Source organism: Synechococcus elongatus PCC 11801, assembly GCF_003846445.2.
In the GTDB taxonomy this organism is placed as follows: domain Bacteria; phylum Cyanobacteriota; class Cyanobacteriia; order Synechococcales; family Synechococcaceae; genus Synechococcus; species Synechococcus elongatus_A.
The window spans coordinates 346,790-367,770 of the sequence record NZ_CP030139.2; the positions used below are offsets into that span (position 1 = coordinate 346,790).

Consider the following 20,981-nt stretch of genomic DNA (forward strand, 5'->3'; position numbering starts at 1 on the left):
GCTGCGCTGATCATGTCCGCTGCTCCCCCAACTTGGACGCCCGTTCCCACAGACGATGGCTCCTACACGTTTTACTCCGAGACGTTTCAGGAGACCTTTCACAGCCGCGAGGGAGCCCGTCAGGAAGCTGAGCAAAAGTATGTGCAGCAGTTGCAAATCGGCACTTGGGCAGCCCAGCGATCGCCCCTGCGGATTTTAGATGTCTGCTATGGCCTCGGCTACAACACCGCTGCAGCGTTGGAATCGGTTCTGGCAGCCGGTGAGGGGCACTTGCAATGGCTGGGCTTAGAACTGGATCCCACTGTGCCGCAGGCTGTGGTCAGTAGCAATTTGATTCAGGAATGGTCACCGCCGGTGCAACAGATGCTGCGGGATCTGGCCCAGACCGGTAACCACCAGAGCGATCGCTTTCAGGGGCAACTGCTCTGGGGCGATGCCCGCCAGACAATCCAAGAGGCGATCGCCCAGAACTTTCAAGCTGACGCTATTTTTCTCGATCCCTTCTCGCCCAAGCGCTGTCCCCAGCTCTGGACGGTGGAGTTTTTACAGCTCGTGGCTCGCTGCTTAGCACCCCAGGGACGACTGGTCACCTACTGTCGTGCTGCCGCTGTCCGCACTGCTCTACAGCTAGCTGGCTTGCAGATCACCAACCTGCCGGCACCCGCTTCGGCCTTTGCCCATCGTTGGTCCTTGGGCACGATCGCCGCTTGGGAACCGCTCCCTTCCCTGTCTCAAGCTGAGCAGGAGCACTTACACTGCCGCGCTGCCGTGCCTTATCGCGATCCGACGTTGCAGGATACCGCCGAAGTCATTCGCCAACGACGCGATCGCGAGCAGCAGCAGAGTGAGCTGGAGTCCACCAGTGCTTGGCGTCGACGCTGGGGCTTGCAGGCCGATCCCTAGCGGTGGTTTACAGACTCGGTCAGTACCCAATCAGGTCGGAGGACTTGAGCGCCCCGCAGGTAGGGATGCTCGATCGGTGGCTGATCTGCGGGGCAGTTGAAATGCAGGAGCAGACGGATGCAGCGCTCTAAGCTGCCCTGCACATACATTTGCTGAACGTCCAGCAGCGGCACGTTCTGCCAACCGGGGCGCTGGCGCGCGACCGCCGCTGGAAACATGGCATCAAGGTCACGGGTGACCGAGAAAGTCAGGCTAACAATATCGTCCGGGTTGAGAGGATTGCGGCGCTCGAGCTCATCCAGTAGTTCACTGACGGCTTCACGCATTGCTTCCGCCGTGTTTTCACGAACGGTCGTTGCACCTCGAATCGCTTTGACCCGCCACGACACGGCCTATCCTCCTGGGCAATCATCCCTCCAGAGTATCCCGTGATTCAGGCCAGACCTCAAGGACGGTAGAGCCAGAGTGGTTGACCAGCAGCCGTCAGCTCAAACTCCAGCCAATCAAGGCCGGCACCGACCTGTCCCAAGGGCAGCAGTCGACGAGTGAGGGGCTTGGGTTCTTCGATTGGCGCGAGGGTTGCTTTCTCAGGATCCAGCCCCACCAGTTCAGCCGCCCAACTCCGGGCATCTTCTTCAGTCCCCAGGCGATCGACTAACCCTAAGCTCAGCGCTTGCTCTCCCGTGAAAATTCGTCCATCGGCAAAGCTTTTCACGGTGTCAACGCTCAATTGCCGCGCCTCGGCGACCGTTTGGACAAATTGCTGATAGCTGGTGTCGATCAGGGTTTGCAGGATGTCCTTTTCGTTCTCAGTCAGCTCGCGATCGAAGGAAAGGATGTCCTTATAGGGACCGGATTTGATCACCTTGAAGGAGACACCAACCCGTTCCAGCAGGCGTTCAATGTTATTACCGCGCAGAATCACGCCAATGCTGCCCGTGATCGTACCGGGGTTGCTGACGATTTTGTCGGCTCCCATGCCAATGTAGACACCGCCTGACGCCGAGATATTGCCAAAGCTGGCGATGACTTTAGTTTGATGCTGGCTGCGCAGCCGCTTCAGGGCTTCATAGATTTCTTGAGAGTCGCCCACAGTCCCGCCCGGGCTATCAATCCGCAGCAGCAGTGCGGGATAGCCTCGTTCGGCCACAGTCTTTAGCGATCGCAATAGCCGTTGACGGGTTCCCCCGGCGATCGCCCCCGACACTTCGATGCGAGCAATTTGTTTGCGGGCACGGCGCGGGAAGGGCCAAACCATAGGGAATCCGAGAATGTTGAAGTTCTCTGATTGTAGGAAATCCCCGTTAGAGCTGAAGCCAAAAGCGGCGATCGCAGCCTTGTTAGAATGAGCGCCGACCTTTCCGCCATCGCTATGCCTGCTGCTGGGCCGCCTGCGCTCGCCAAGACTCCGCTTTTGCTGGCGCCCTTTTTCCTCTGGGGAACAGCCATGGTGGCCATGAAAGGCACCACCGATCACACCACCCCACTGTTTCTCGCGACTGTTCGCTTGCTACCAGCTGGACTGCTAGTTCTTCTCGCCGCCGTTTGGCTCGGTCGCCCTCATCCTCAGGGCTGGCGGGCTTGGGCTTGGATCAGTCTGTTTGCCGTGGTGGATGGCACCCTTTTCCAAGGCTTTTTGGCGGAAGGATTAGCGAGAACCGGAGCCGGTATTGGTTCCGTCATGATTGACTCGCAGCCACTGATTGTGGCGTTGCTGGCTTTTTGGCTGTTTGGAGAACGGATCGGACTTTGGGGCTGGCTCGGGCTGGCGATCGGCATTCTTGGCATCAGCCTGTTGGGGCTACCGGAAGCTTGGCTCTTGGCGGTGAGCGATCGCCTGCTGCAATGGCTACATTTACCACTTCATGCGGCCACACCAGCGATCGCGGATCTCTGGCCTACCGACCAAAACTGGCTGAGGGCACTATTCAACAATGGTCGCTGGCTGATGCTGCTTGCCGCCGCATCCATGGCCGTAGGCACAATTCTCAGTCGCTACGTCTCGCGTTGGGCTGACCCAATCGCAGCTACCGGCTGGCACATGGTGGTCGGATCCATTCCCCTCGCCTTTGGCAGCTGGAGCCTCGAAAGCCAGCAGTGGCAACAGCTCGGTCTGAATGATTGGCTAGCTTTGAGCTACGCGACCGTCTTTGGCAGTGCGATCGCCTACGGCCTCTTCTTCTACTTCGCGGCCAGCGGTAGTTTGACGAGTCTGAGTGCGCTGACGTTTCTCACGCCTGTCTTTGCCCTCCTGTTTGGCAACCTCTTTTTGGGCGAACAGTTGGGCATGATCCAGTGGGTTGGCGTTGTCCTCAGCTTGATCAGCATCCTGCTGATTAGCCAGCGCGACTGGCTGACAGCCCAATGGCTGAAAACCCGCTTGCAGCCTCCGGCAGCAGATCCGGCACTGGTTGAAGGACCCGATCGCTCGTCCCAATAGCAACCTCGAAATCTTTCCCCAACCGCGATCGCGGTTCTATCAGCCTCTCTGGGAGGAGGTTTTATGACTGCCCGCCGTTTCCTATTTGTCTCGACGCCCGTTGGCCCACTGGGCTCCGGTCGGGGGGGAGGCGTTGAGCTGACCCTACCCAATTTGGCGAAGGCCCTGATTCAACAGGGACATCAGGTCACTGTCCTTGCACCTGCCGGATCGGTACTGCCTGATTTACCGCTGGAAACGGTACCGGGAACTTGGCAAAGCACCGCCCAAAGTCATGGACGGGCCACTCCCGCTGAGATTCCCGCCGAGAGTGTGCTGGCACAGATGTGGGAGTGGGTTCGCCAGCAACAGGCTCAGTTCGATTTGATCCTCAACTTTGCCTACGACTGGCTGCCGTTTTACCTGACGCCATTTTTGACAACGCCGGTCGCCCACCTCGTCAGCATGGGATCGCTTTCAGAAGTGATGGATCAGGCGATCGCCACCATGCTGGATCGGGTTCCTGGCAGCATCGCTGTCCACAGCCAGGCGCAAGCTGCGACCTTTCCCTTCGGCGATCGCTGCCTCTGCATCGGCAATGCCCTTGATCTCAGCACCTACAACTTCAACCCCGAGCCCGAGCCAGTCTTGGGCTGGGTGGGGCGGCTGGCTCCGGAAAAAGGGTTGGAGGATGCAATTCAAGCTGCTCAGCAAGCAGGCTTGCCTCTGCGCGTGTGGGGCGCGCTGACCGAACCAGATTATTGGCAAACCTTGCAACAACGCTTTGGCGATCGCGCCGTCAGCTATCAAGGCTTTGTCAGCACAGCCGAACTTCAGCAAGGCTTGGGGCGCTGCCAAGGGCTCCTGATGACGCCCAAGTGGGTCGAAGCCTTTGGAAATGTCGCTATCGAAGCTCTTGCCTGTGGCGTACCGGTCATTGCCTATGCCCGCGGCGGCCCATTGGAAATTATTGAGCAAGGTAAGAGTGGCTGGTTAGTCGAGCCCGATCGGATCGAGTCTTTAGTCGATGCGATCGGGCAACTGTCAGCAATTGATCGCCAGCGTTGTCGAGAACGAGCTGAAGCTGAATTCTCGCTGGCGGCGATGGGACGGCGCTTGGAAGCGTGGCTTCTGCCTCTAGCGACTGGCTGAAGCCTCGAGTTGCGATCGCTGTCCACTGTCTGGCAGCAGGGCCAGTAACTGTCCAGCGGTGACCGGTACCTCAATGACGGCGCTTAACGCGGCAGCCAAGCCCACACACTCTGCTTCAATCTGGCGATCGGTCAATTCTGCTTGGCCTTCGAGGACCTTGCGCAGCAAAGCATCGCGTTCTGGGTCAGCACTGGGCAGCGCCGCAATGAGCGACTCCGTCAGATCACTGAGGGTTTTCCGCGATTCTCGAGCTTGATCGGCCAAGAGTGTCCGCAGATAACGACCGAACCAAGGCACTAAATATTCCCGATCGCCAGTACTTTGGGTCTGTTCCAGGCTGATTTCGAGACGATCGATCGCGGTTCGAATCGATGCAATTAGTTCATGGGGAGGGAGCGATCGCGGCTCTTGTCCGGGCTGCTGAGCATAGGTCTCATCGCCGCTCAGAGTGGCATCCAATTGTTCTAGCGAGAGCTCGGCAAGCCGCGCTAATCGTCGCATCAACCCCCAGCGAATTTCCCAGGGATCAATTTCTCCAGATTCGTATTTGTTGATCAGGGTCGGAGAAACCCCTAATAATCGTGATAGCTTGCGCTTCGAGAGATTCTCAGGAGCGGGCAACATGTCTGCGAAAGGACGCAGGGATCGGCCAGCCAAGTTAGCGCGGATTTGTTGAACGAGGCGAGCGAGACGTAAAGCTCGCTGCTGGCTATCAATCTCGAAGTTGCTCGAAGGCATCAACAACCGGCCACGTAGAGTTTACAACCGTTCAATAATAATTCTCTCTAGGCAATTTGGACAGTATTTTGACCTCAAAATGTGCAGGATATTGACTCAATCTTTTATCCATAAAGACTGCTTTGCTCATCTTCCAGCCCTGAAAAATGTTACGGGTTTAACAGGAACAAGGCATCTTAATTCTCGACAGGCGATCGTGTTTTAGAAACATCACAGGTAGTCATCTGATTAAGGACTGCAGGATTCATAGTTGTCTCTTTAGTGATAATTCAGGCTGGAGCAATGACAAAGTTGACGAGCTTGCCTGGAACCACAATAACTTTGCGAATTGTCTGACCAGTTAACCAGCGTTGACCCACCTCGGATTGTTCTGCTAACTGTTGCAGCTGATCGCGATCGGCAGCGGCCGGCACCATAATCGTGCCTCGGGTTTTCCCCATAACTTGAATCACCAAAGGAATTTCATCGACGACCAATGCCGATTCATCCAACTCGGGCCAAGGCTCAAGGTGCACCGATCGCGTTCCACCCAATTGCTGCCAGAGTTCTTCGGCAATGTGAGGGGCAAAGGGCGCTAGCAGTAGCACCAACGTCCGCACGCCTTCTAGATAGGCTGGGCTACCAGCAGTAGGCGCATCGTTAAGCGCATTGGTCAGCTTCATCAGCTCGGCGATCGCCGTGTTGAGCTGATAGTCCTCTTCCAAATCCTCAGTGACGGCTTGGATGGCGGTATGCACGGCGCGGCGCAGATCCTTCTCGGCTTTTGCATCTGCGGTAGCGGTTACCTCGATTTGACTCGCGGTTTGCACCAGCCGCCAGACCCGATTCAGGAAGCGGAATTGACCTTCAACGTCGGCGTCATCCCACTCCAGATCCTTCTCGGGCGGCGCTTTGAAGAGGATGAACATCCGTGCGGTATCCGCACCGTAGCGATCGAGCACTCGCGCCGGATCAACGCCGTTGTACTTCGACTTCGACATCTTCTCGAAGAAGACCTCAAGGCGATCGCCGGTGTCGGGGTCGAGGGGCTGGCTGGGATCGCTGATGCGATCGCTGGGCACATACTTACCCGTCTTCGGATTTTTGTAGGTCAGCCCCTGCACCATGCCCTGAGTCAACAGCCGCTTAAACGGCTCATCAAAGCTGAGCAGACCGCGATCGCGCAGCACTTTGGTGAAGAAGCGGGAGTAGAGCAGGTGCAGAATCGCATGCTCAATACCGCCAACATACTGATCCACCGGCAGCCAGTCGTTGACCTTGTCCTTGGTGAAGGCAATTTCAGGATTGGTGGCGTCGCTGTAGCGCAGGTAATACCAAGACGAACACATGAAGGTGTCCATCGTGTCGGTTTCACGTCGTGCTGGTTTGCCACAGCTTGGGCAAGTTGTCGTCACCCAATCTTCCAGTTGAGCTAGTGGCGAAGGACCGCGACCGCTGAATTGCACGGAATCTGGCAGTTGTACTGGCAGATCCGCTGCGGCCACAAGGCCACAATCAGGACAATGAACGATCGGAATCGGGCAGCCCCAGTAGCGCTGACGGGAGATCAGCCAATCGCGCAGCCGATATTGCACATGGGCTTGTCCCCAGCCTTGTTCCTCGGCAAAAGCGATGATCTTGGCTTTCGCTTCAGTTGAAGGCAGACCGTCAAACTGGCCGGAGTTAACGATCACGCCCGTTTCTGTGAAGGCCGCCGTCCAGGGTTCTGCGATCGCGCCTTCTGTCGGCTGAATCACCGGCTGCACTGGCAAGCCGTACTGCTGGGCAAAAGCAAAGTCACGACTGTCGTGAGCCGGAACCCCCATCACCGCGCCAGTACCGTATTCCACCAAGACGTAGTCAGCAATCCAGATCGGCACCTGCTGGCCGGTAAACGGATTGGTGACGAAGCCGCCGGTCGGAACGCCACGTTTCGGACGATCCTCTGCCGTCCGATCCATTTCGCTGGTCTGGCTGACTTCCGCTGCAAAGGCTTCAACGGCCACCTGTTGCTCGGTTGTCGTCACCTGTGCCACGAGCGGATGCTCCGGTGCAAGCACCACGTAGCTGACGCCGTAGACTGTGTCTGGACGGGTTGTAAAGACTTTGACGCGATCGCTGGAACCCACGATCGGAAATTCCAGATAAGCGCCGGTGGATTTACCGATCCAGTTAGCCTGCATCAAGCGCACGCGCTCTGGCCAACCGGTCAGTTGGTTGAGATCCTGCAGCAGTTCTTCGGCGTAGTCCGTGATTTTGAGGAACCATTGCTTGAGCTGACGGCGCTCAACTTTGGCACCCGATCGCCACGATCGTCCTTCACTATCAACCTGCTCATTCGCCAAGACGGTCTGGTCGATTGGATCCCAGTTGACCGTGGCTTCTTTTTGGTAGGCCAGCCCCGCTTCAAAGAACTGTAGGAACAGCCACTGCGTCCAGCGGTAGTAATCCGGTGAGCAGGTGGTGACTTCGCGATCCCAGTCGTAGGACAGCCCCAGCTGCTTTAATTGTTCGCGCATCTGCGCAACGTTTTGATAGGTCCAATCCGCTGGTTGAACCCCGCGATCGATCGCCGCATTTTCCGCAGGCAAGCCAAAGGCATCCCAACCCATCGGGTGCAGCACTCGGAAGCCTTGACGACGCTTGACCCGCGCGATCGCATCAGTAATGGTGTAGTTGCGCACGTGGCCCATGTGCAGATTCCCTGAAGGGTAGGGGAACATCGACAAGGCATAAAATTTGGGGCGATCGTCCGCTTCGGGAGTGCGATCGAGCTGCGCAGCGGCCCAGGACTGTTGCCACTTAGTTTCAATTGCCTGGGGATCGTAGCGGCTGTCCACCGGAACTCCTTGGTATTCTGCAAGCGTGACTTGGCACCGTTTCGCATTTTCGCATAATGCCTTCCCAGTCCCCCCAGACCCCGCTGGCCGTCTTCGTCTATGGCACGCTGCAGCCGGGCGAACACTATTATCAAGTCCTCAACTTGGCACCGTGGGTAGAATCAGCCACGCCAGCGCAGGTACGAGGCCAGCTCTATGCGTTGCCAGCAGGCTATCCTGCGCTCACGGAGGGTAAAGACTGGGTCAGTGGCGTTTTGTTGCGCTTTCGATCTGCTGCGCTACTGCCTCGGCTCGATGATTTAGAAGGCTATGTTCCCGATCGCGATCGCAGTCTCAACCTATATGAGCGTTGCTGGGAAACGATCTACGACCAAATGGGACAGCCGTTAGAAGAGGCCTGGTTGTATCGCATGGCAATCGCTGCGGTCACTCGTCAGCGAGGCATTGAAGTCCCGTCAGGCCACTGGACGGCTGCTGTGCAAGCAGAACTCTGGGGACCAAGGGTCGAGCATTAGCGACGACTCGCTGGCATAAAGGTTGCCGGTTTGACAGCCTTGAGCGGCGGACGGGGCAGATCGATCACAGGTTCATCCAGCGCGAGCAGCAGCGGCTCACTACTGGGGTAAGAAGCGTTGGCTGGTTCACGATTGGTTGCTGTGCGAACGCTGACTTCAGGTAGGAAAGGATTGCCCACTGCAACTGCCACCATGGCCACCAAGCCGGTGGGAATTAGCCAGCGACGCCAACGCCGACGGCGAACCCGTGGGTCGGCAAAGACGGCTGCCGCGATCGCTTCAGCACTACGATCGCTACTGATCACCGTCGATTGCTGCTGCAACCAAGCCCTCTGGATGTGTCGCAGTTGAGCATAAGTTGCTTGTGCGTCGGGATCTTCTGCTAGCCACTGTTCAACCTGTTGACGCTCAGCAGCGGTGACCGCATTGTCGAGATAAGCACTCAACAGTTCAAAACACTGTTCTGAGGTCCGTTCAAAGGATCGTTGCTCAGACACGGGCGTCAACCTCTGGGTTTGCGTTCACAGCTTTTGGCCTCAATTCCATCCTAGACAGGACGACTGAGAAGTTTAGGGCTTCTTAGAAGAGTTTTAGATAACCGCTGAGCTGGTCTTGCAGCCGCTGGCGGGCGCGGGCAATCCGCGATTTGACGGTCCCGAGGGAGACACCAGTCGCCGCCGCAATCTCCTCGTAGGCCAGCCCTTCAATTTCCCGCAGCACAATCGTGGTGCGGAAACTTTCTGGCAGACCAGCGATCGCCCGACGTAGTTCCCCGTAGAACTCCTGTTTCTCCAGCTCTTCACTGGGCCCTGCCTGGTCGGTCGGTAGTTCCCAATCCATCTGATCGTTGCCAATTTGGCGGGGTGCATCCAGCGAGAGGGCGGGCTGCCGCCGTTTGCGCCGCCGCAGTTCGTCGTAGAACAGGTTGGTGACGATGCGACTGAGCCAGCCCTTAAAACTGCGCGGCTCCTGCAAGTTTTTGAGATTGCGATAGACGCGAATCCAAACTTCTTGCACGAGATCGGCACGATCTTCCCAGTCAGGAGCGAGATGGTAGATCAAACGTTCCACATGGTTCTGATAGCGCCGCACCAATTCCGTAAACGCCAAGCGATCGCCGGGCTGCTTTTGGCAGCGCAGCACCAGTTCATCGAGCGGAAGCTGATCAACAGAGCGGGGCAAGCGAGAACCTGTCGCCTCGGAATTAGACCAAGCACAGGGAACAGATGCAGTCATGGACGCAGACGTCTGTTATTTGCAGCTTCAGACGGCTCAGCCTGGCAAAGGTTCCCTGCTATGGGGTCATCGTGCCATGTCACCAAGGGGTTGAGCGATGAGCCAGAGCCAGTCCTTGGGCAGTCCCCTAACCGATCCAGCGCGATCGCTGGGCTTAGCTCATCGGTCGATCGCCTCATCACGATCGACAAGATGACCAGTTATCAATCGTCGGGGGCCAACATTTGCAACAGCGGTGCAACTTGGAGCAAGAGCGGTTGGCGTTCAAGGTTGTCACGGCTGCTGGAGGCAGACGATCGCAGCCCAAAACCAAGGGAGATCGCCTCACTGACCCGCGCAGCAATCAGGGTTTGATACTGCTCTAACCCCAACTGGCGCACCGATTGGGCCTGCTCGAGACTGCTGGCGTAGAGCGGCGGTAGACGGTTCAGCGCATGCACCACGATCGCGGGCAAATCGAGGGTGACGTCTTCTCGCAACTCAAAGGCACTGACCTGGGCGATCGCCTCCGAAAAGACGAGTTCTTCCATCAAGTTGAAGAGCTGCTGCCGGGGCATGACGATCACTTCACCGCTGCGCAGCGCCCCGATCAATCGCCGTAGAGCCAGCTGCTGCAATTCAGATAAGGCCGTTGCCTGCTCACAGATGCGGTTGACCCCCGCTTCGAGGGCAGGCGTTAGGAAACCCAACCGTAGGGCTTCATCAACGCATTGCTCTAAAGCGATCGCCATCAGTTCAGCCCTCCCTGTAGCCATGGAGTGGGATCGACCGACTCACCCAGCACGTAGAAGCCCCAGTGCAGGTGAGGACCCGTTGAAGCTCCGGTATTGCCAACCGTTCCGATCACTTCGCCGGCCTGCACGAACTGTCCTTCACGGACATTGATGCGATTGAGGTGAATCAGGATGCTGGCAATGCCCTGACCATGATCGATACCGACCGTGTTGCCATGCACCTCAAAGCCTTGCTGCTCATAACCGACGAGAGCCACTCGGCCAGCCGCAGGCGCTCGGACAGGTGTCCCCGTGGCATCGGCATAGTCTAGGCCACGGTGGAAATAGTCTTCTGCAAAAACGCCGTTGTAGTAGCGCCGCACACCATAGACCGTTGAAATGCGACCGGGCGCTGGTCGCCGTAGAGGACCGTTCCAAAACAATTCTGGCGTCACCAGTGCTTTGAACTCAGCTACGCGATCGAACTCCAAATCAGTCCCCAGATTGGACTTGCCGGGGGGTAGCCAAATGCGCTGTACCGGAAAACTGCGCCGTGCCACTTCGATGGGAATGCGCCGCTCTTGGGTGGTGCCTTGCACGGTCAGCAGATAGCCGCCCGGCTTGAGTAGGGGGGTGGTGGGAATCAAGGCGCGATACTGGCCCGCCCCGATCGCAAAGACTGGGACCTCGCGAGGGCCAAACCGAACTTGGGGCGGTGTCTCGGCAGAGGACTGAATTTTGACCTGCAGGGTGTCGCCTTGACGGGGCGCTATCGGCGTCACCGTTGCCGTCAGCACATCGGTGGGCTGCACAATCACGGGCGTGAGCGCCACCACGGAGAGAAACGAGGGGAGCAGAGGACGCAGCATGAGAGGGTTCCCGATTGCGTGAGCAAGCAAAGATTCAGCGAAAGCTCAGGGCAGTGAGGGCATAGAAGGCAGCGATCGCCCCTAGCTCAGCGGTCGCAGGAAAACCAACGCCGATCGCCAGAGAATGATCGTTTCTCCCTGTTGGGTATTGAGGCAGAGGCAGTCAGGATCCTGCCAAGCCAGACGCGCTTGCCAGACATCACCACTGCTGAGTTTGACTTCTAGCAACACCTGTTCGCGGATGTACTGCTGCAGAAGTCGAACACTGGGCAGGCTGGTATCGAGCAAGGCCACAGAAATTGCATGGAGCGCTAGCGACCGCAGCTTAACACCCCTGCCTGGGCTCTGCAGCCATTCCTGCGAATCCAAGCCCGCGATCGCCGTAGGATCAAAGAACTTCTTTGTCCCCAGCGGTTATGACTCTGCAGTTCGCGAAGTATCACGGTCTTGGCAACGATTTCATATTGGTAGACAACCGTGAGTCTGGGGAACCGAAACTAACGCCTGAACAGGCCGTGCAAATCTGCGATCGCAATTTTGGGGTCGGAGCAGATGGCGTCATTTTCGCCCTGCCCGGCACTAGCTGCAGCGACTACGTGATGCGGATTTTCAACTCCGACGGCTCGGAGCCAGAAATGTGCGGCAATGGCATTCGCTGTCTGGCCAAGTTCCTGAGCGAACTAGATGGCGGTGCTCAATCGCGCTACCGCATTGCCACGGGCGCGGGGCTAATTGTGCCGGAGCTGACGGAGACAGGACTCGTCACCGTTGATATGGGACCGGCTTACCTGAAACCCGCTGAAATTCCAACGACGCTGGCAGGTGACGGCGATCGCGTTGTTGAAGCTGAGCTGGAAGTGGGCGATCGCGTTTGGAAAGTCACGACGGTCAGCATGGGCAATCCCCATTGCATCACCTTCGTAGACGATGTTGCGGCTATTCCACTCGCTGAGATTGGGCCGCTGTTTGAGCACCATCCTGTCTTTCCCCAGCGCACTAACACCGAGTTTGTGGAAGTTGTGCGCCCCGACTACCTGAAGATGCGGGTTTGGGAACGAGGGGCTGGGGCAACCTTGGCCTGTGGCACGGGCGCTTGCGCGACTTTGGTTGCTGCTGTCCTGACGGGGCGGAGCGATCGCCAAGCGACGGTAGAGCTACCCGGTGGGCCGCTGCAGATCGAGTGGCATGAAGATGACCATCTGTTCATGACTGGCCCGGCAGTACGGGTGTTCAGCGGTAGCATGGAGCTAGCTGCCTAGTTGCTACCAACGATGTCAGAGCCTGCCCGCGTTAATTGTGCCGTGGACTGTGTGGAGGGATGCGTCTTGGGCGAGCAATGCCCAGGTCGGCCGTTCCAGCAAGAGGCCGAGCGTTTCATCCGCGAGACTCCCCTTGATCAGATGTTGGACATTGCGGCAGAAGCAGTGCGGCGGCGGCAGCTAGAACGCTTGGCAGGCGGCAGCAGCGGGCCGCAGTGGGTGTTCCCCGAAGATGGCATTCAGCCGGATGGTTTCTAACCTGCTGATTGGCTCCAGTTCCGTCAATCAAGGGCGGTGAGGACAGACTGCTATGTCAACCTATCTGGACTACAGCGCCACGACACCGATGCGCCCGGAGGTGTTGGAGCGCTTCACGGCCGTTGCCCAAGAGCAATGGGGAAACGCAGCCAGTCTGCACCAGTGGGGGAATCGGGCGGCCCTGGTGCTAGAGCGATCGCGCCAGCAAGTCGCGTCTCTGATTCAGGCTGAACCGGAGGCGATTGCCTTTACATCGGGTGGCACGGAGTCGGATAACTGGGCGATTCTTAGCCCCTACCTGGCCGATCCACAACCGGGACACCTGATTATTTCTGCGATTGAGCATTCCGCGATCGCACGCCCTGCCGCTTGGTTAGAGGAGCGCGGCTGGCAGATCACGCGCTTACCCGTCGACTGCCATGGTCGGATCCATCCAGCCGACCTCACGAGTGCCATTCGACCCAACACGCGCCTGATCTCGGTGATCTGGGGTCAAAGTGAAGTCGGGACGTTGCAGCCGATCGCTGAATTAGCCGCGATCGCCCATGAGCATGGCATTCTCTTCCACACGGACGCGGTGCAGGTGGCGGGACGCCTACTGATCGATGTCCAGCGGTTGCCGATCGATCTGCTCTCGCTCTCCAGCCATAAGTTGTATGGGCCGCAAGGTGTAGGGGCGCTCTACATTCGACCTGGCCTGACGATTCCGCCGTTGTTGCAGGGCGGCAATCAGGAAGGTGGCCTGCGATCGGGTACTCCACCTGTGCCTGCGATCGCGGCCTTTGGCGAAGCAGCCCAGCTTGCCGCAGCAGAACTGCCGTCGGAAAGGTTGCGTCTACAACAGCTGCGAGATCGCCTCATCGCTCTTCTGTCCGCAGAGTCTCGTTTGAAACTGACTGGCGATCCAGTGCAGCGCTTGCCCCATCACGTCAGTGTTGTGGTGCGCGGAGGCGGCAGTGGAACTGGTCAACAACTGGTGCGAGCCATGAACCGGCTGGGCTTTGGCATCAGTGCTGGCTCTGCTTGCAATAGTGGCCGCAGTCAACCCAGTCCAGTTCTACTAGCCATGGGGTATAGTCCCCAAGAAGCCTTGGCAGGCATTCGTTTCAGCCTGGGTCGCTCGACTCAAATGGCGGACATCGAAGCGGCTGCGATCGCCCTGCGATCGGCGCTGCACAGTTTGCCCCAAGCCTCGTTGTTGTCTCCAGCCTGAGATGAGTGCCTCTATGCTGGCTTTTCCCGCCGATCTTGAAACTGCCGTTGAACAGGCGAAGGACGCTGCACAGCAAGCCCTTGCTGCTGGATTGACCCGCATTCAGGTCGATCTGGCGATCCCGGAGCTCAAAATTCAGCCGATCGCCTGGCAGTTTCTGCAGGCTTTTGTGGATCGAGAAGCCAAGCTGCGGGTCTTCTTCCCCGATCCCGGTGCGGCTGCCCTCGCGCGGCGCGATTGGGGCGAGCTGCCATTTGCTGTGCGCGGTATGGAAGAGCTGAAGGCGGCAGTGCAGCCCGAGGAAGAACTCTTCATCTTCATTGAGCCCTCGTCTGTCGAAGTTCAGCGATTAGAACAGCTCTGCCAAGAGATTGGCGATCGCCCTGTGATTCTCTTGAATCCGCGCTTGGAAGATGTAGCCACGATTGGGATTGGCTACGCCGCACGTCAACTGCGGGAACGCTTCTTGAACCAGTGGCAGTCGGCTTACTATCTCTCGCCCTTGGAAGGAGCTGCCATCTTTCATGCCTATCCGCAGCGGTGGCAAGTTTGGCAAGAGACAGAGAACGACTACGAACTCCTGCAGGAATATGACCAGCGTCCTAACGGGGAAGATCTCGATCGCCTCTTTGCGGGTCTTGCAGCGGTCGATGTCGATGCCCCTATTGGCGTGGCTGCACCGGCTGCCACCGCAAGTCGGCCAAATCGCGGGGGGCTCCTGAACGAGTTACAGCGTTTTCTCCGAGCCCTTGGGAGCTAACCAAACATGGCAGGGCGGCGGCTAATCATTGGCGATGTGCACGGACATTACCGCAGTCTTTACCGCCTGCTGGAGCTAGCTGAGCCCGATGCAGAGGATCAGGTCTATTGTCTGGGCGATTTGATCGATCGCGGCCCCGACAGTGCCAAGGTGATCGCGCTGGTGCGGTCGCAGGGCTACGTCAGCCTCATGGGCAACCACGAGCATTTGCTCTCCCAAGTACTGGCCTTTCCCGAGTTACCCGAGTTGCGCTTGCATTGGTTTCAAGCAGGCGGTCAGGCCACTCTATCCAGCTTTGGTAGCTGGGAAGCCTTGGCAGAACTGCAGCCGTGGCTGCAACAGCTACCGCTCTATCTGGATTTAGGCGAGATTTGGCTGGTCCATGCGGGTGTCGATCCAGACCTGCCCTTGAGTCGCCAAAATGCCAATGAGTTCTGCTGGATCCGCGATCGCTTTCTGATGCAGACTCGCCCCTTCTTTACTAACAAAACCATCCTCGTTGGCCACACCATCACCTGCACCATGAATGGCATTCAGCCTGGCTACCTTGCGGCTGGCGCTGGTTGGTTGGGACTCGACACCGGCGTTTATCATCCCAGCAGTGGCTGGCTGACAGCCCTAGATTGGGACAATCAGCGGGTCTTCCAAGTCCATGCCCATGGGGACGCCACCCAGATCTACGACTTGTCAGATCGGGTTCAAACCGTGACGCCTCAACAACTGGCGACTCGGCGATCGCTGCTGCGGCAACCGCGAGCCTAGGCAACCGCACGGTAAAATAGCGCCCGACACTTCAGGGTTCCAGCATGGCTATTCTCGATTCCCAAGGTCGTCTTTTTGGCCGCATAAGCCTGATCGATCTGGGTGCTGGAATCATCTTGGTGGCTGCGATCGCCGGTATTTTTCTCTCGCCAACCCTGACGACTTCGGTGGCGCAAGTCAGCGGCCAACGCCAGTCCCTACAAGTGGATGTGATGATTCGCGGCCTCACCGCTCGCAACCCCACGGCGCTGTTTGCTGGGATTGAGAAAGAAGCCAAAACCAATTTGATCATCCGCAATCAACCCTACGGCCAGATCGACTTGGTGAGCATTCAGCCTCTACCCCGCACAGTTCTCGTTCCCCAGCCAGATGGAGGGGTCAAGGCCCTGCCCGATCCGCGCCCTGAACAGTCCTACACCAGCGACACGATCATTACCTTGGCGGGGCAGGCACAACCGACGCCCGATGGCTATGTCTTTGGCAACGTCAAGCTGAAGGTGGGCACCCCGATTGAGCTGGAAGGTAAGAACTACCGGTTTGGCGGCAGTGTCATTGATATTCGTCCGGTTCAACCCTGAGTAAGCCTGTGAACCTTCCGATCGCGGCTGACTCGTCCCTGCCCCAACGCAAAGCAGAGCATCTGCAGCTTTGTCTTGCCCCTGACGTCGAAAGCCCAGAAGTCACAACGGGTCTAGAGCGCTATCGCTTTCAGCATTGCGCCCTCCCGAATTTGAGTCTGCAGTCCTTAGATCTCAGCACTCAGTTTTTGGGGCGATCGCTGGGGGCACCGCTGCTGATCTCGTCGATGACGGGTGGCACTGCCGCTGCCCAGCTAATCAACCGTCGCCTCGCGATCGCGGCTCAAAAGTACCGCCTAGCCATGGGGGTGGGTTCCCAGCGGGTGATGCTGCGGCAGCCTGAAACCACCTCGACTTTTGACGTGCGAGATCTGGCACCGGATATTCTGCTGCTGGCTAACCTTGGCGCGGTGCAGCTCAACTATGGCGTCACGCTGGCAGATGCCCAGCAACTTGTCGATCGCCTTGGAGCCGATGCGCTGATCCTGCATCTCAATCCGTTGCAGGAATGTATTCAAGCAGAAGGCGATACAGACTTTCGCGGGCTTCTGGCTCGGATTGGGGAACTCTGTGCAGGCTTGAACGTCCCGGTCATCGTCAAAGAAGTGGGCAATGGTCTCTCGGCACCTGTGGCAGAGCAACTGTTATCAGTCGGGGTGGCTGCGTTAGATGTCGCTGGTGCAGGTGGCACCTCCTGGGCGCGGGTAGAGGGCCAACGTGCTGCTGATCCTCTGTTGCGTCGTCTAGGCGATCGCTTTGGCGATTGGGGCATTCCCACAGCGGAGAGTTTACAGCAGGTACGCCAGGTCAGTGCTTCGGTTCCACTGATTGCCTCCGGCGGTATTCGCCACGGGCTCGACGCGGCTAAGGCGATCGCCCTCGGAGCGGACCTCGTGGGCTTAGCGCGCCCCTTCTTGGTCGCTGCAGACCAGTCGGAAGAGGCACTGGATCGATGGATTACCGAGTTATTGGCCGAGCTACGCATCGTGCGCTTCTGCACCGACAGTCCCGACTGGGCGGCGCTGCAGCGTCCGGGTGTCTTGCTGCCCTGCTGATCAGTTCGCCAGCTTGGAGCTTTTGTCCGGCAGCTCTGCCAGCACGACTGGAAACCCTACTCCGACAAGACCGCTCGATCCGCTGGAGTATTGCGATCGCGGATTTAGAGGGGCGATCGCTGTTCCGCTACCGGGCTACGGAAGCGCTGATTCCGGCGTCGAATCAAAAACTGCTCACGACGATCGCTGCACTCAAGCAGCTAGGCTCCGAGGCTCGTTTGCAAACCCGACTCTGGCTCCAGTCCAGCCAGCAGGTTTTGATTCTGGAAGGCGCCGGTGATCCCAGCTTTAATCGCACGGGCATCGATGCGTTAGCGGCGGCTGTTCCGCGCGATCGCTACAGCCAATTGATCGGTCTGGATGATCCCCCAAGTGGCTACTGGCCAGCGGCTTGGTCTGCGCTTGACCGACAACAGGGCTATGGTGCTCCACTGAACCGCCTGATTTTGCTGGAAAATGCCCATCAGCTCACGCTCCAACCCCGTGCCTTGGGTCAACCGCTGGGGGTGATCTGGGAAGACCCCTTGGATAGCCAGCGTTGGCAAGTCCGCAACCGATCGCGGACTGTTGCTAGTCAAGCCGCTGAATTTATCAATCTAGATCGCGATCCGCTGCGGCCAATCTTGACTGTGGCGGGGCAATTGCGCGTTGGCTCGGAATCAGAGCCCGTGGCGATCGCGGCTACCCAACCGGGTCAGCGCTTTCTGGAAGCCTTTCAACGGCGGCTACAGTCTGCCGGTAGTTCAGTCGAGACGGTTCGTCTCCAAACCAGTTGGCCCAGTGGCGATCGCACACTCTTAACCACAGTGGACTCGCCACCCTTGCGTGAGTTGATCCGCACCACCAATGAGGACAGTCAAAATCTCTATGCGGAAGCGTTGTTGCGCTGGCTGGGACGGGAGGGGCAACCGGATCCGGTTCGCGATCGCCGTGCAGCGGATCAAGCAGAACTGCGCCAATCCCTGCAAGCGATCGGAATTTCGACAGCAGGATTAGTGGTGGATGACGGCTCTGGCCTGTCGCGTCGTAATCGAGTCAGTGCCCAGACCTTGCTGGAAGCCTTACTCTGGCAAGCTCAGCAGCCCACGAATCAGACCCTACGCGCCTCCCTGCCGATCGCAGGCTCTGGTGGTACGCTGCGCCGTCGCTTTACGAACAGCCCACTTCGTGGACGGGTTCAAGCAAAAACTGGTTTTCTAACAGGCGCAGCAGGACTCTCGGGGTTTGCCGATTTACCGAACTACGGCCCGATCGCCTTCAGCATCTTGGCCAATCAACCCAATGCCACGAACCTCGGTAGCCGCATCGATCGCTTGGTGAATGCTATGGCGCCACTCTCCCGCTGCGATCGCTAAAGGGATCACGAGCGACAGATAGCAACGCCTCCATCTGAATTGCTGATGGGGTTATCAACACTACAAGGACAATAAGCAAGAGCAGGAGGGATGACTTCCGTTTGTTTGACGAGGCGGTTATTGTTGTCGCGATCGCGATAGTTGAGGACTAATACTGTTTGCTGACTAGTGTCGAGGTCTTGATCAATCCGAGAGCCTTGCAAAATACCACGATTATTGGGCCATCCATTCTCATTAAATGCTGGCAACTGTGCTGCGATCGCTTCAGCAAAGCTGGGAGTGCTACTTGGATTGCACAATGTTTGCAGGGTGACAGAGCCAGCACAGGAGTTTTCTAAATCATAGTTGTTGTCACTCGCGCGACATAGTTGATTCGCGATCGCTCTCGCTTGTTCTACATCTGACACAATACGACTACTTGTGAACTGATTAACACGACTAAAGCTACTAGTTTGCGCCGTAATTTGAATGGCACCAACTGTTCCTGTAGCTACAATTGTCAGCAAAATAGCACTGACCAGAACCTCAACAATTGAACTCCCTTGATGTGACCTACAACGCTGATAATATGATTGTTGATGTCGATACAATCGATGAGAAAAGAATTTCATGTCAGTACAAGAATTATTTGATCAAATGAGTTGACCCAGAGCTAGCGAAGTGGAGAATTTAGAGTCCAGCTACTGGCGGATCCTGGCACTAAGCGATAACTATATAGGCGATTTGCTTTGCTTTGATTGACTCCAAGTTGTGCTAGTCCAAACTGCGCCAAGAGAGTTCTCATCTCTGGATCAACAACAATTTCAGCCTCACCATCGAGAAATGTTTTACTACTTTTACCACCTGCATTCGATGGGTTTTGAATTGAGTTGATCCATAGTGAGCCAGTGATGAGTCGAGATGCTTCTCCACCCCCACCATTAATAATTAAATCGACATTCGGAGCAATGATAAATGCATCACCTAGGGACTCGTTGCCATTGATAGTTAAGGTTCCCGATTCTTCAATCACCACGATCGGAAGTGGCGTGTTTGGTGTAGATCGCCGAATAACGAACTGAGGAATTACACCGCTACTTCCAGCCTCAATTCGAATGACAGCACGATTCCTACCATCAACAGTGATTTCGATCACTTGATTACCATTGAGTGAATTATTGGCATCTAGCCTATCCCTATTGAATAAGGACTCTAATTGTTTATTGATAAGGTCGTTATTGGCGATTTGATTTGCATTATCTTTTTGATCACCTAAAAAATTGACTGTAAAAAAATTGAGATTTGGCTCTTTATCTTGGTTGAGCGTCTTAATCTTAATAGATTCCGATTGAACATCAATTATTTCAAAAATCACATTTTTGTTATTAAATAATTTTGTGATAATGTCATAAGGAAAATCATATTCCCCCTTAAGCGCGGTTACGATTCCAGCAATTGCAGCGCGATCTCCCTTACTTTGGATAGCATCTATGCTTTCGCAGTCAATGCAGGTCGCATTCGCAAGACAAAAATCATAGGCTGTTGAATCTTGGCCGTTTGCAGGATCCTTGATTATTTCTCCTGCAGTTTCGATGTCCAAACCACCAAGATTACTCTTGGCCGACTTGAAGAGTAAGCCTGCACCGTACAGGAATCCAGAAGGACTAGAGTTTTCGGAGAACTCCTGTAAATTGAAAGATTGTTGGATAACAGCCTGAGTATTTCCCCTCGTTCCTATTCGCCCCACAACTGCCAGTGTTGCCTGGGTAGGTGGGATATTATTCGCTTTATCTCTATTGGTTCTGTAATCTAGTAAATTACTGATATTGAGGCTGTCCCTTTTAATCTCGCGCTCGCTGTCTATTTGACCTGTTATCCAAGCAGGTAGCCGGCCTTCTCGTGAGTTTGTGACTGCTTTTGTTAGCTGCTGCAGCAAGGAATTAATGTCGTCTTCTCCATAAAGTTGAAGATTGCCATCAGAATCTTTTCCACAGCCAACCCTGATGCGGGGATTGTCTTGAATTCCTTTTTTGATATTTTCTAGTTGACTCTTAATTGATTCATAGTAGTCAGCTCTACGCTGATTGAAAACTTTTGCAGTTTCTTCCCATTCATCCCTATCTAGCCCTACTAGATAGCTATAGGGACCATTAAGTTGTCGGATAATTTCAGAAATCCCATTCTCAGCATTATTTCGCGCTAATAAAATTTGCCTATCTTGCCCACTTGCTGTACGTTCGCTAGTCGCTCTCACCATCAATGCAGTTGAACTCACGACTAGTATGAGTGCAAGAACAAGCACTGCAGGGAGAATATAGCCTCCATGTCTTAGCTGTCTCTGAGATGCTCGCAAATGGGCTCGCAGCTTAATATGCTGCAGCAATTTTTTGGTGGACAT

23 protein-coding genes are annotated in these 20,981 nt (G+C 56.4%); 12 read left to right on the plus strand and 11 right to left on the minus strand.

All coding sequences use genetic code 11. The features are described 5' to 3' along the window. The first annotated feature begins 12 nt into the window (after positions 1 to 12). Positions 13 to 903: a tRNA (5-methylaminomethyl-2-thiouridine)(34)-methyltransferase MnmD gene (locus DOP62_RS01655; protein ID WP_208673099.1), complete on the plus strand. Its 891-nt coding sequence runs from the start codon at positions 13 to 15 to the stop codon at positions 901 to 903. Here the strand turns inward: DOP62_RS01655 and aroH are convergent. Both aroH and sppA read right to left on the minus strand, forming a co-directional pair. After that, positions 900 to 1,292 (minus strand): chorismate mutase, encoded by a 393-nt coding sequence (aroH, locus tag DOP62_RS01660; protein ID WP_208673097.1) that lies wholly within the window; start codon positions 1,290 to 1,292, stop codon positions 900 to 902. The genes DOP62_RS01655 and aroH overlap by 4 nt on opposite strands. Positions 1,293 to 1,348: 56 nt before the next feature. Then, complete coding sequence (gene sppA, locus DOP62_RS01665) at positions 1,349 to 2,161, minus strand: signal peptide peptidase SppA (protein WP_208673095.1); 813 nt, start codon at positions 2,159 to 2,161, stop codon at positions 1,349 to 1,351. Positions 2,162 to 2,275: 114 nt separating this feature from the next. Here sppA and DOP62_RS01670 point away from each other — a divergent pair, with 114 nt between their 5' ends. Then, the gene (locus tag DOP62_RS01670; RefSeq protein ID WP_261789793.1) at positions 2,276 to 3,343 is read left to right on the plus strand and encodes a DMT family transporter; all 1,068 of its coding nucleotides are present in this window, start codon (positions 2,276 to 2,278) and stop codon (positions 3,341 to 3,343) included. Positions 3,344 to 3,406: 63 nt separating this feature from the next. Then, entirely contained in the window at positions 3,407 to 4,474 is a 1,068-nt protein-coding gene (locus DOP62_RS01675) for a glycosyltransferase family 4 protein (RefSeq protein ID WP_208673092.1), read from the plus strand. Here the strand turns inward: DOP62_RS01675 and DOP62_RS01680 are convergent. Both DOP62_RS01680 and leuS read right to left on the minus strand, forming a co-directional pair. After that, positions 4,460 to 5,212, minus strand: a complete 753-nt coding sequence (locus tag DOP62_RS01680; RefSeq protein WP_208673090.1) for a helix-turn-helix domain-containing protein — start codon at positions 5,210 to 5,212, stop codon at positions 4,460 to 4,462. The genes DOP62_RS01675 and DOP62_RS01680 overlap by 15 nt on opposite strands. Before the next feature lie 269 nt (positions 5,213 to 5,481). Beyond that, a complete protein-coding gene (leuS, locus tag DOP62_RS01685; RefSeq protein WP_208673088.1) occupies positions 5,482 to 8,031 on the minus strand; it encodes a leucine--tRNA ligase in 2,550 nt (849 codons plus the stop codon). 56 nt (positions 8,032 to 8,087) lie between these two features. Here leuS and DOP62_RS01690 point away from each other — a divergent pair, with 56 nt between their 5' ends. After that, a complete protein-coding gene (locus DOP62_RS01690) occupies positions 8,088 to 8,546 on the plus strand; it encodes a gamma-glutamylcyclotransferase family protein (protein WP_208673086.1) in 459 nt (152 codons plus the stop codon). Here the strand turns inward: DOP62_RS01690 and DOP62_RS01695 are convergent. The 5 genes from DOP62_RS01695 to DOP62_RS01715 all read right to left on the minus strand — a co-directional run bounded on the left by DOP62_RS01695 (position 8,543) and on the right by DOP62_RS01715 (position 11,658). Continuing rightward, positions 8,543 to 9,043, minus strand: a complete 501-nt coding sequence (locus DOP62_RS01695; protein ID WP_208673084.1) for an anti-sigma factor family protein — start codon at positions 9,041 to 9,043, stop codon at positions 8,543 to 8,545. The genes DOP62_RS01690 and DOP62_RS01695 overlap by 4 nt on opposite strands. A gap of 82 nt (positions 9,044 to 9,125) precedes the next feature. Then, positions 9,126 to 9,782 carry a sigma-70 family RNA polymerase sigma factor gene (locus DOP62_RS01700; protein WP_208673082.1) on the minus strand — a complete coding sequence of 219 codons (657 nt, stop codon included), beginning with the start codon at positions 9,780 to 9,782 and terminating at the stop codon, positions 9,126 to 9,128. Positions 9,783 to 9,985: 203 nt separating this feature from the next. Further along, complete coding sequence (locus DOP62_RS01705) at positions 9,986 to 10,513, minus strand: late competence development ComFB family protein (RefSeq protein WP_228382998.1); 528 nt, start codon at positions 10,511 to 10,513, stop codon at positions 9,986 to 9,988. Then, the gene (locus DOP62_RS01710) at positions 10,513 to 11,364 is read right to left on the minus strand and encodes a M23 family metallopeptidase (RefSeq protein WP_208673078.1); all 852 of its coding nucleotides are present in this window, start codon (positions 11,362 to 11,364) and stop codon (positions 10,513 to 10,515) included. The genes DOP62_RS01705 and DOP62_RS01710 overlap by 1 nt, the downstream gene beginning before the upstream one ends. Before the next feature lie 81 nt (positions 11,365 to 11,445). Then, the gene (locus DOP62_RS01715) at positions 11,446 to 11,658 is read right to left on the minus strand and encodes an Hfq-related RNA-binding protein (protein WP_261789792.1); all 213 of its coding nucleotides are present in this window, start codon (positions 11,656 to 11,658) and stop codon (positions 11,446 to 11,448) included. Between the two features lie 122 nt (positions 11,659 to 11,780). Here DOP62_RS01715 and dapF point away from each other — a divergent pair, with 122 nt between their 5' ends. The 8 genes from dapF to dacB are packed head-to-tail and all read left to right on the plus strand — an operon-like array spanning position 11,781 to position 18,604. Continuing rightward, complete coding sequence (gene dapF / locus DOP62_RS01720; protein ID WP_208673077.1) at positions 11,781 to 12,623, plus strand: diaminopimelate epimerase; 843 nt, start codon at positions 11,781 to 11,783, stop codon at positions 12,621 to 12,623. A 12-nt stretch (positions 12,624 to 12,635) separates the two neighbouring features. Next, positions 12,636 to 12,881, plus strand: a complete 246-nt coding sequence (locus DOP62_RS01725) for a hypothetical protein (RefSeq protein ID WP_208673076.1) — start codon at positions 12,636 to 12,638, stop codon at positions 12,879 to 12,881. A gap of 52 nt (positions 12,882 to 12,933) precedes the next feature. Beyond that, positions 12,934 to 14,094: a cysteine desulfurase family protein gene (locus DOP62_RS01730; protein ID WP_208673075.1), complete on the plus strand. Its 1,161-nt coding sequence runs from the start codon at positions 12,934 to 12,936 to the stop codon at positions 14,092 to 14,094. A gap of 13 nt (positions 14,095 to 14,107) precedes the next feature. Further along, positions 14,108 to 14,854 carry a DUF1995 family protein gene (locus DOP62_RS01735; protein WP_208673072.1) on the plus strand — a complete coding sequence of 249 codons (747 nt, stop codon included), beginning with the start codon at positions 14,108 to 14,110 and terminating at the stop codon, positions 14,852 to 14,854. A 6-nt stretch (positions 14,855 to 14,860) separates the two neighbouring features. After that, positions 14,861 to 15,616, plus strand: coding sequence for a metallophosphoesterase (locus DOP62_RS01740; RefSeq protein WP_208673069.1), 756 nt, complete (start codon positions 14,861 to 14,863; stop codon positions 15,614 to 15,616). Positions 15,617 to 15,660: 44 nt separating this feature from the next. Further along, entirely contained in the window at positions 15,661 to 16,194 is a 534-nt protein-coding gene (locus tag DOP62_RS01745; protein WP_208673066.1) for a DUF4330 domain-containing protein, read from the plus strand. Positions 16,195 to 16,202: 8 nt separating this feature from the next. Continuing rightward, positions 16,203 to 17,249 (plus strand): type 2 isopentenyl-diphosphate Delta-isomerase, encoded by a 1,047-nt coding sequence (gene fni, locus DOP62_RS01750; RefSeq protein WP_208673063.1) that lies wholly within the window; start codon positions 16,203 to 16,205, stop codon positions 17,247 to 17,249. Continuing rightward, entirely contained in the window at positions 17,147 to 18,604 is a 1,458-nt protein-coding gene (dacB, locus tag DOP62_RS01755) for a D-alanyl-D-alanine carboxypeptidase/D-alanyl-D-alanine endopeptidase (protein WP_208673059.1), read from the plus strand. Before fni ends, dacB begins: the two co-directional genes overlap by 103 nt. 5 nt (positions 18,605 to 18,609) lie before the next feature. On the opposite strand, the gene DOP62_RS01760 is transcribed toward dacB, so the two are convergent. Beyond that, positions 18,610 to 19,215, minus strand: a complete 606-nt coding sequence (locus DOP62_RS01760) for a type IV pilus modification PilV family protein (protein ID WP_208673056.1) — start codon at positions 19,213 to 19,215, stop codon at positions 18,610 to 18,612. Between the two features lie 41 nt (positions 19,216 to 19,256). Further along, a complete protein-coding gene (locus tag DOP62_RS01765; RefSeq protein ID WP_222610237.1) occupies positions 19,257 to 20,858 on the minus strand; it encodes a hypothetical protein in 1,602 nt (533 codons plus the stop codon). Positions 20,859 to 20,981: the final 123 nt, after the last annotated feature.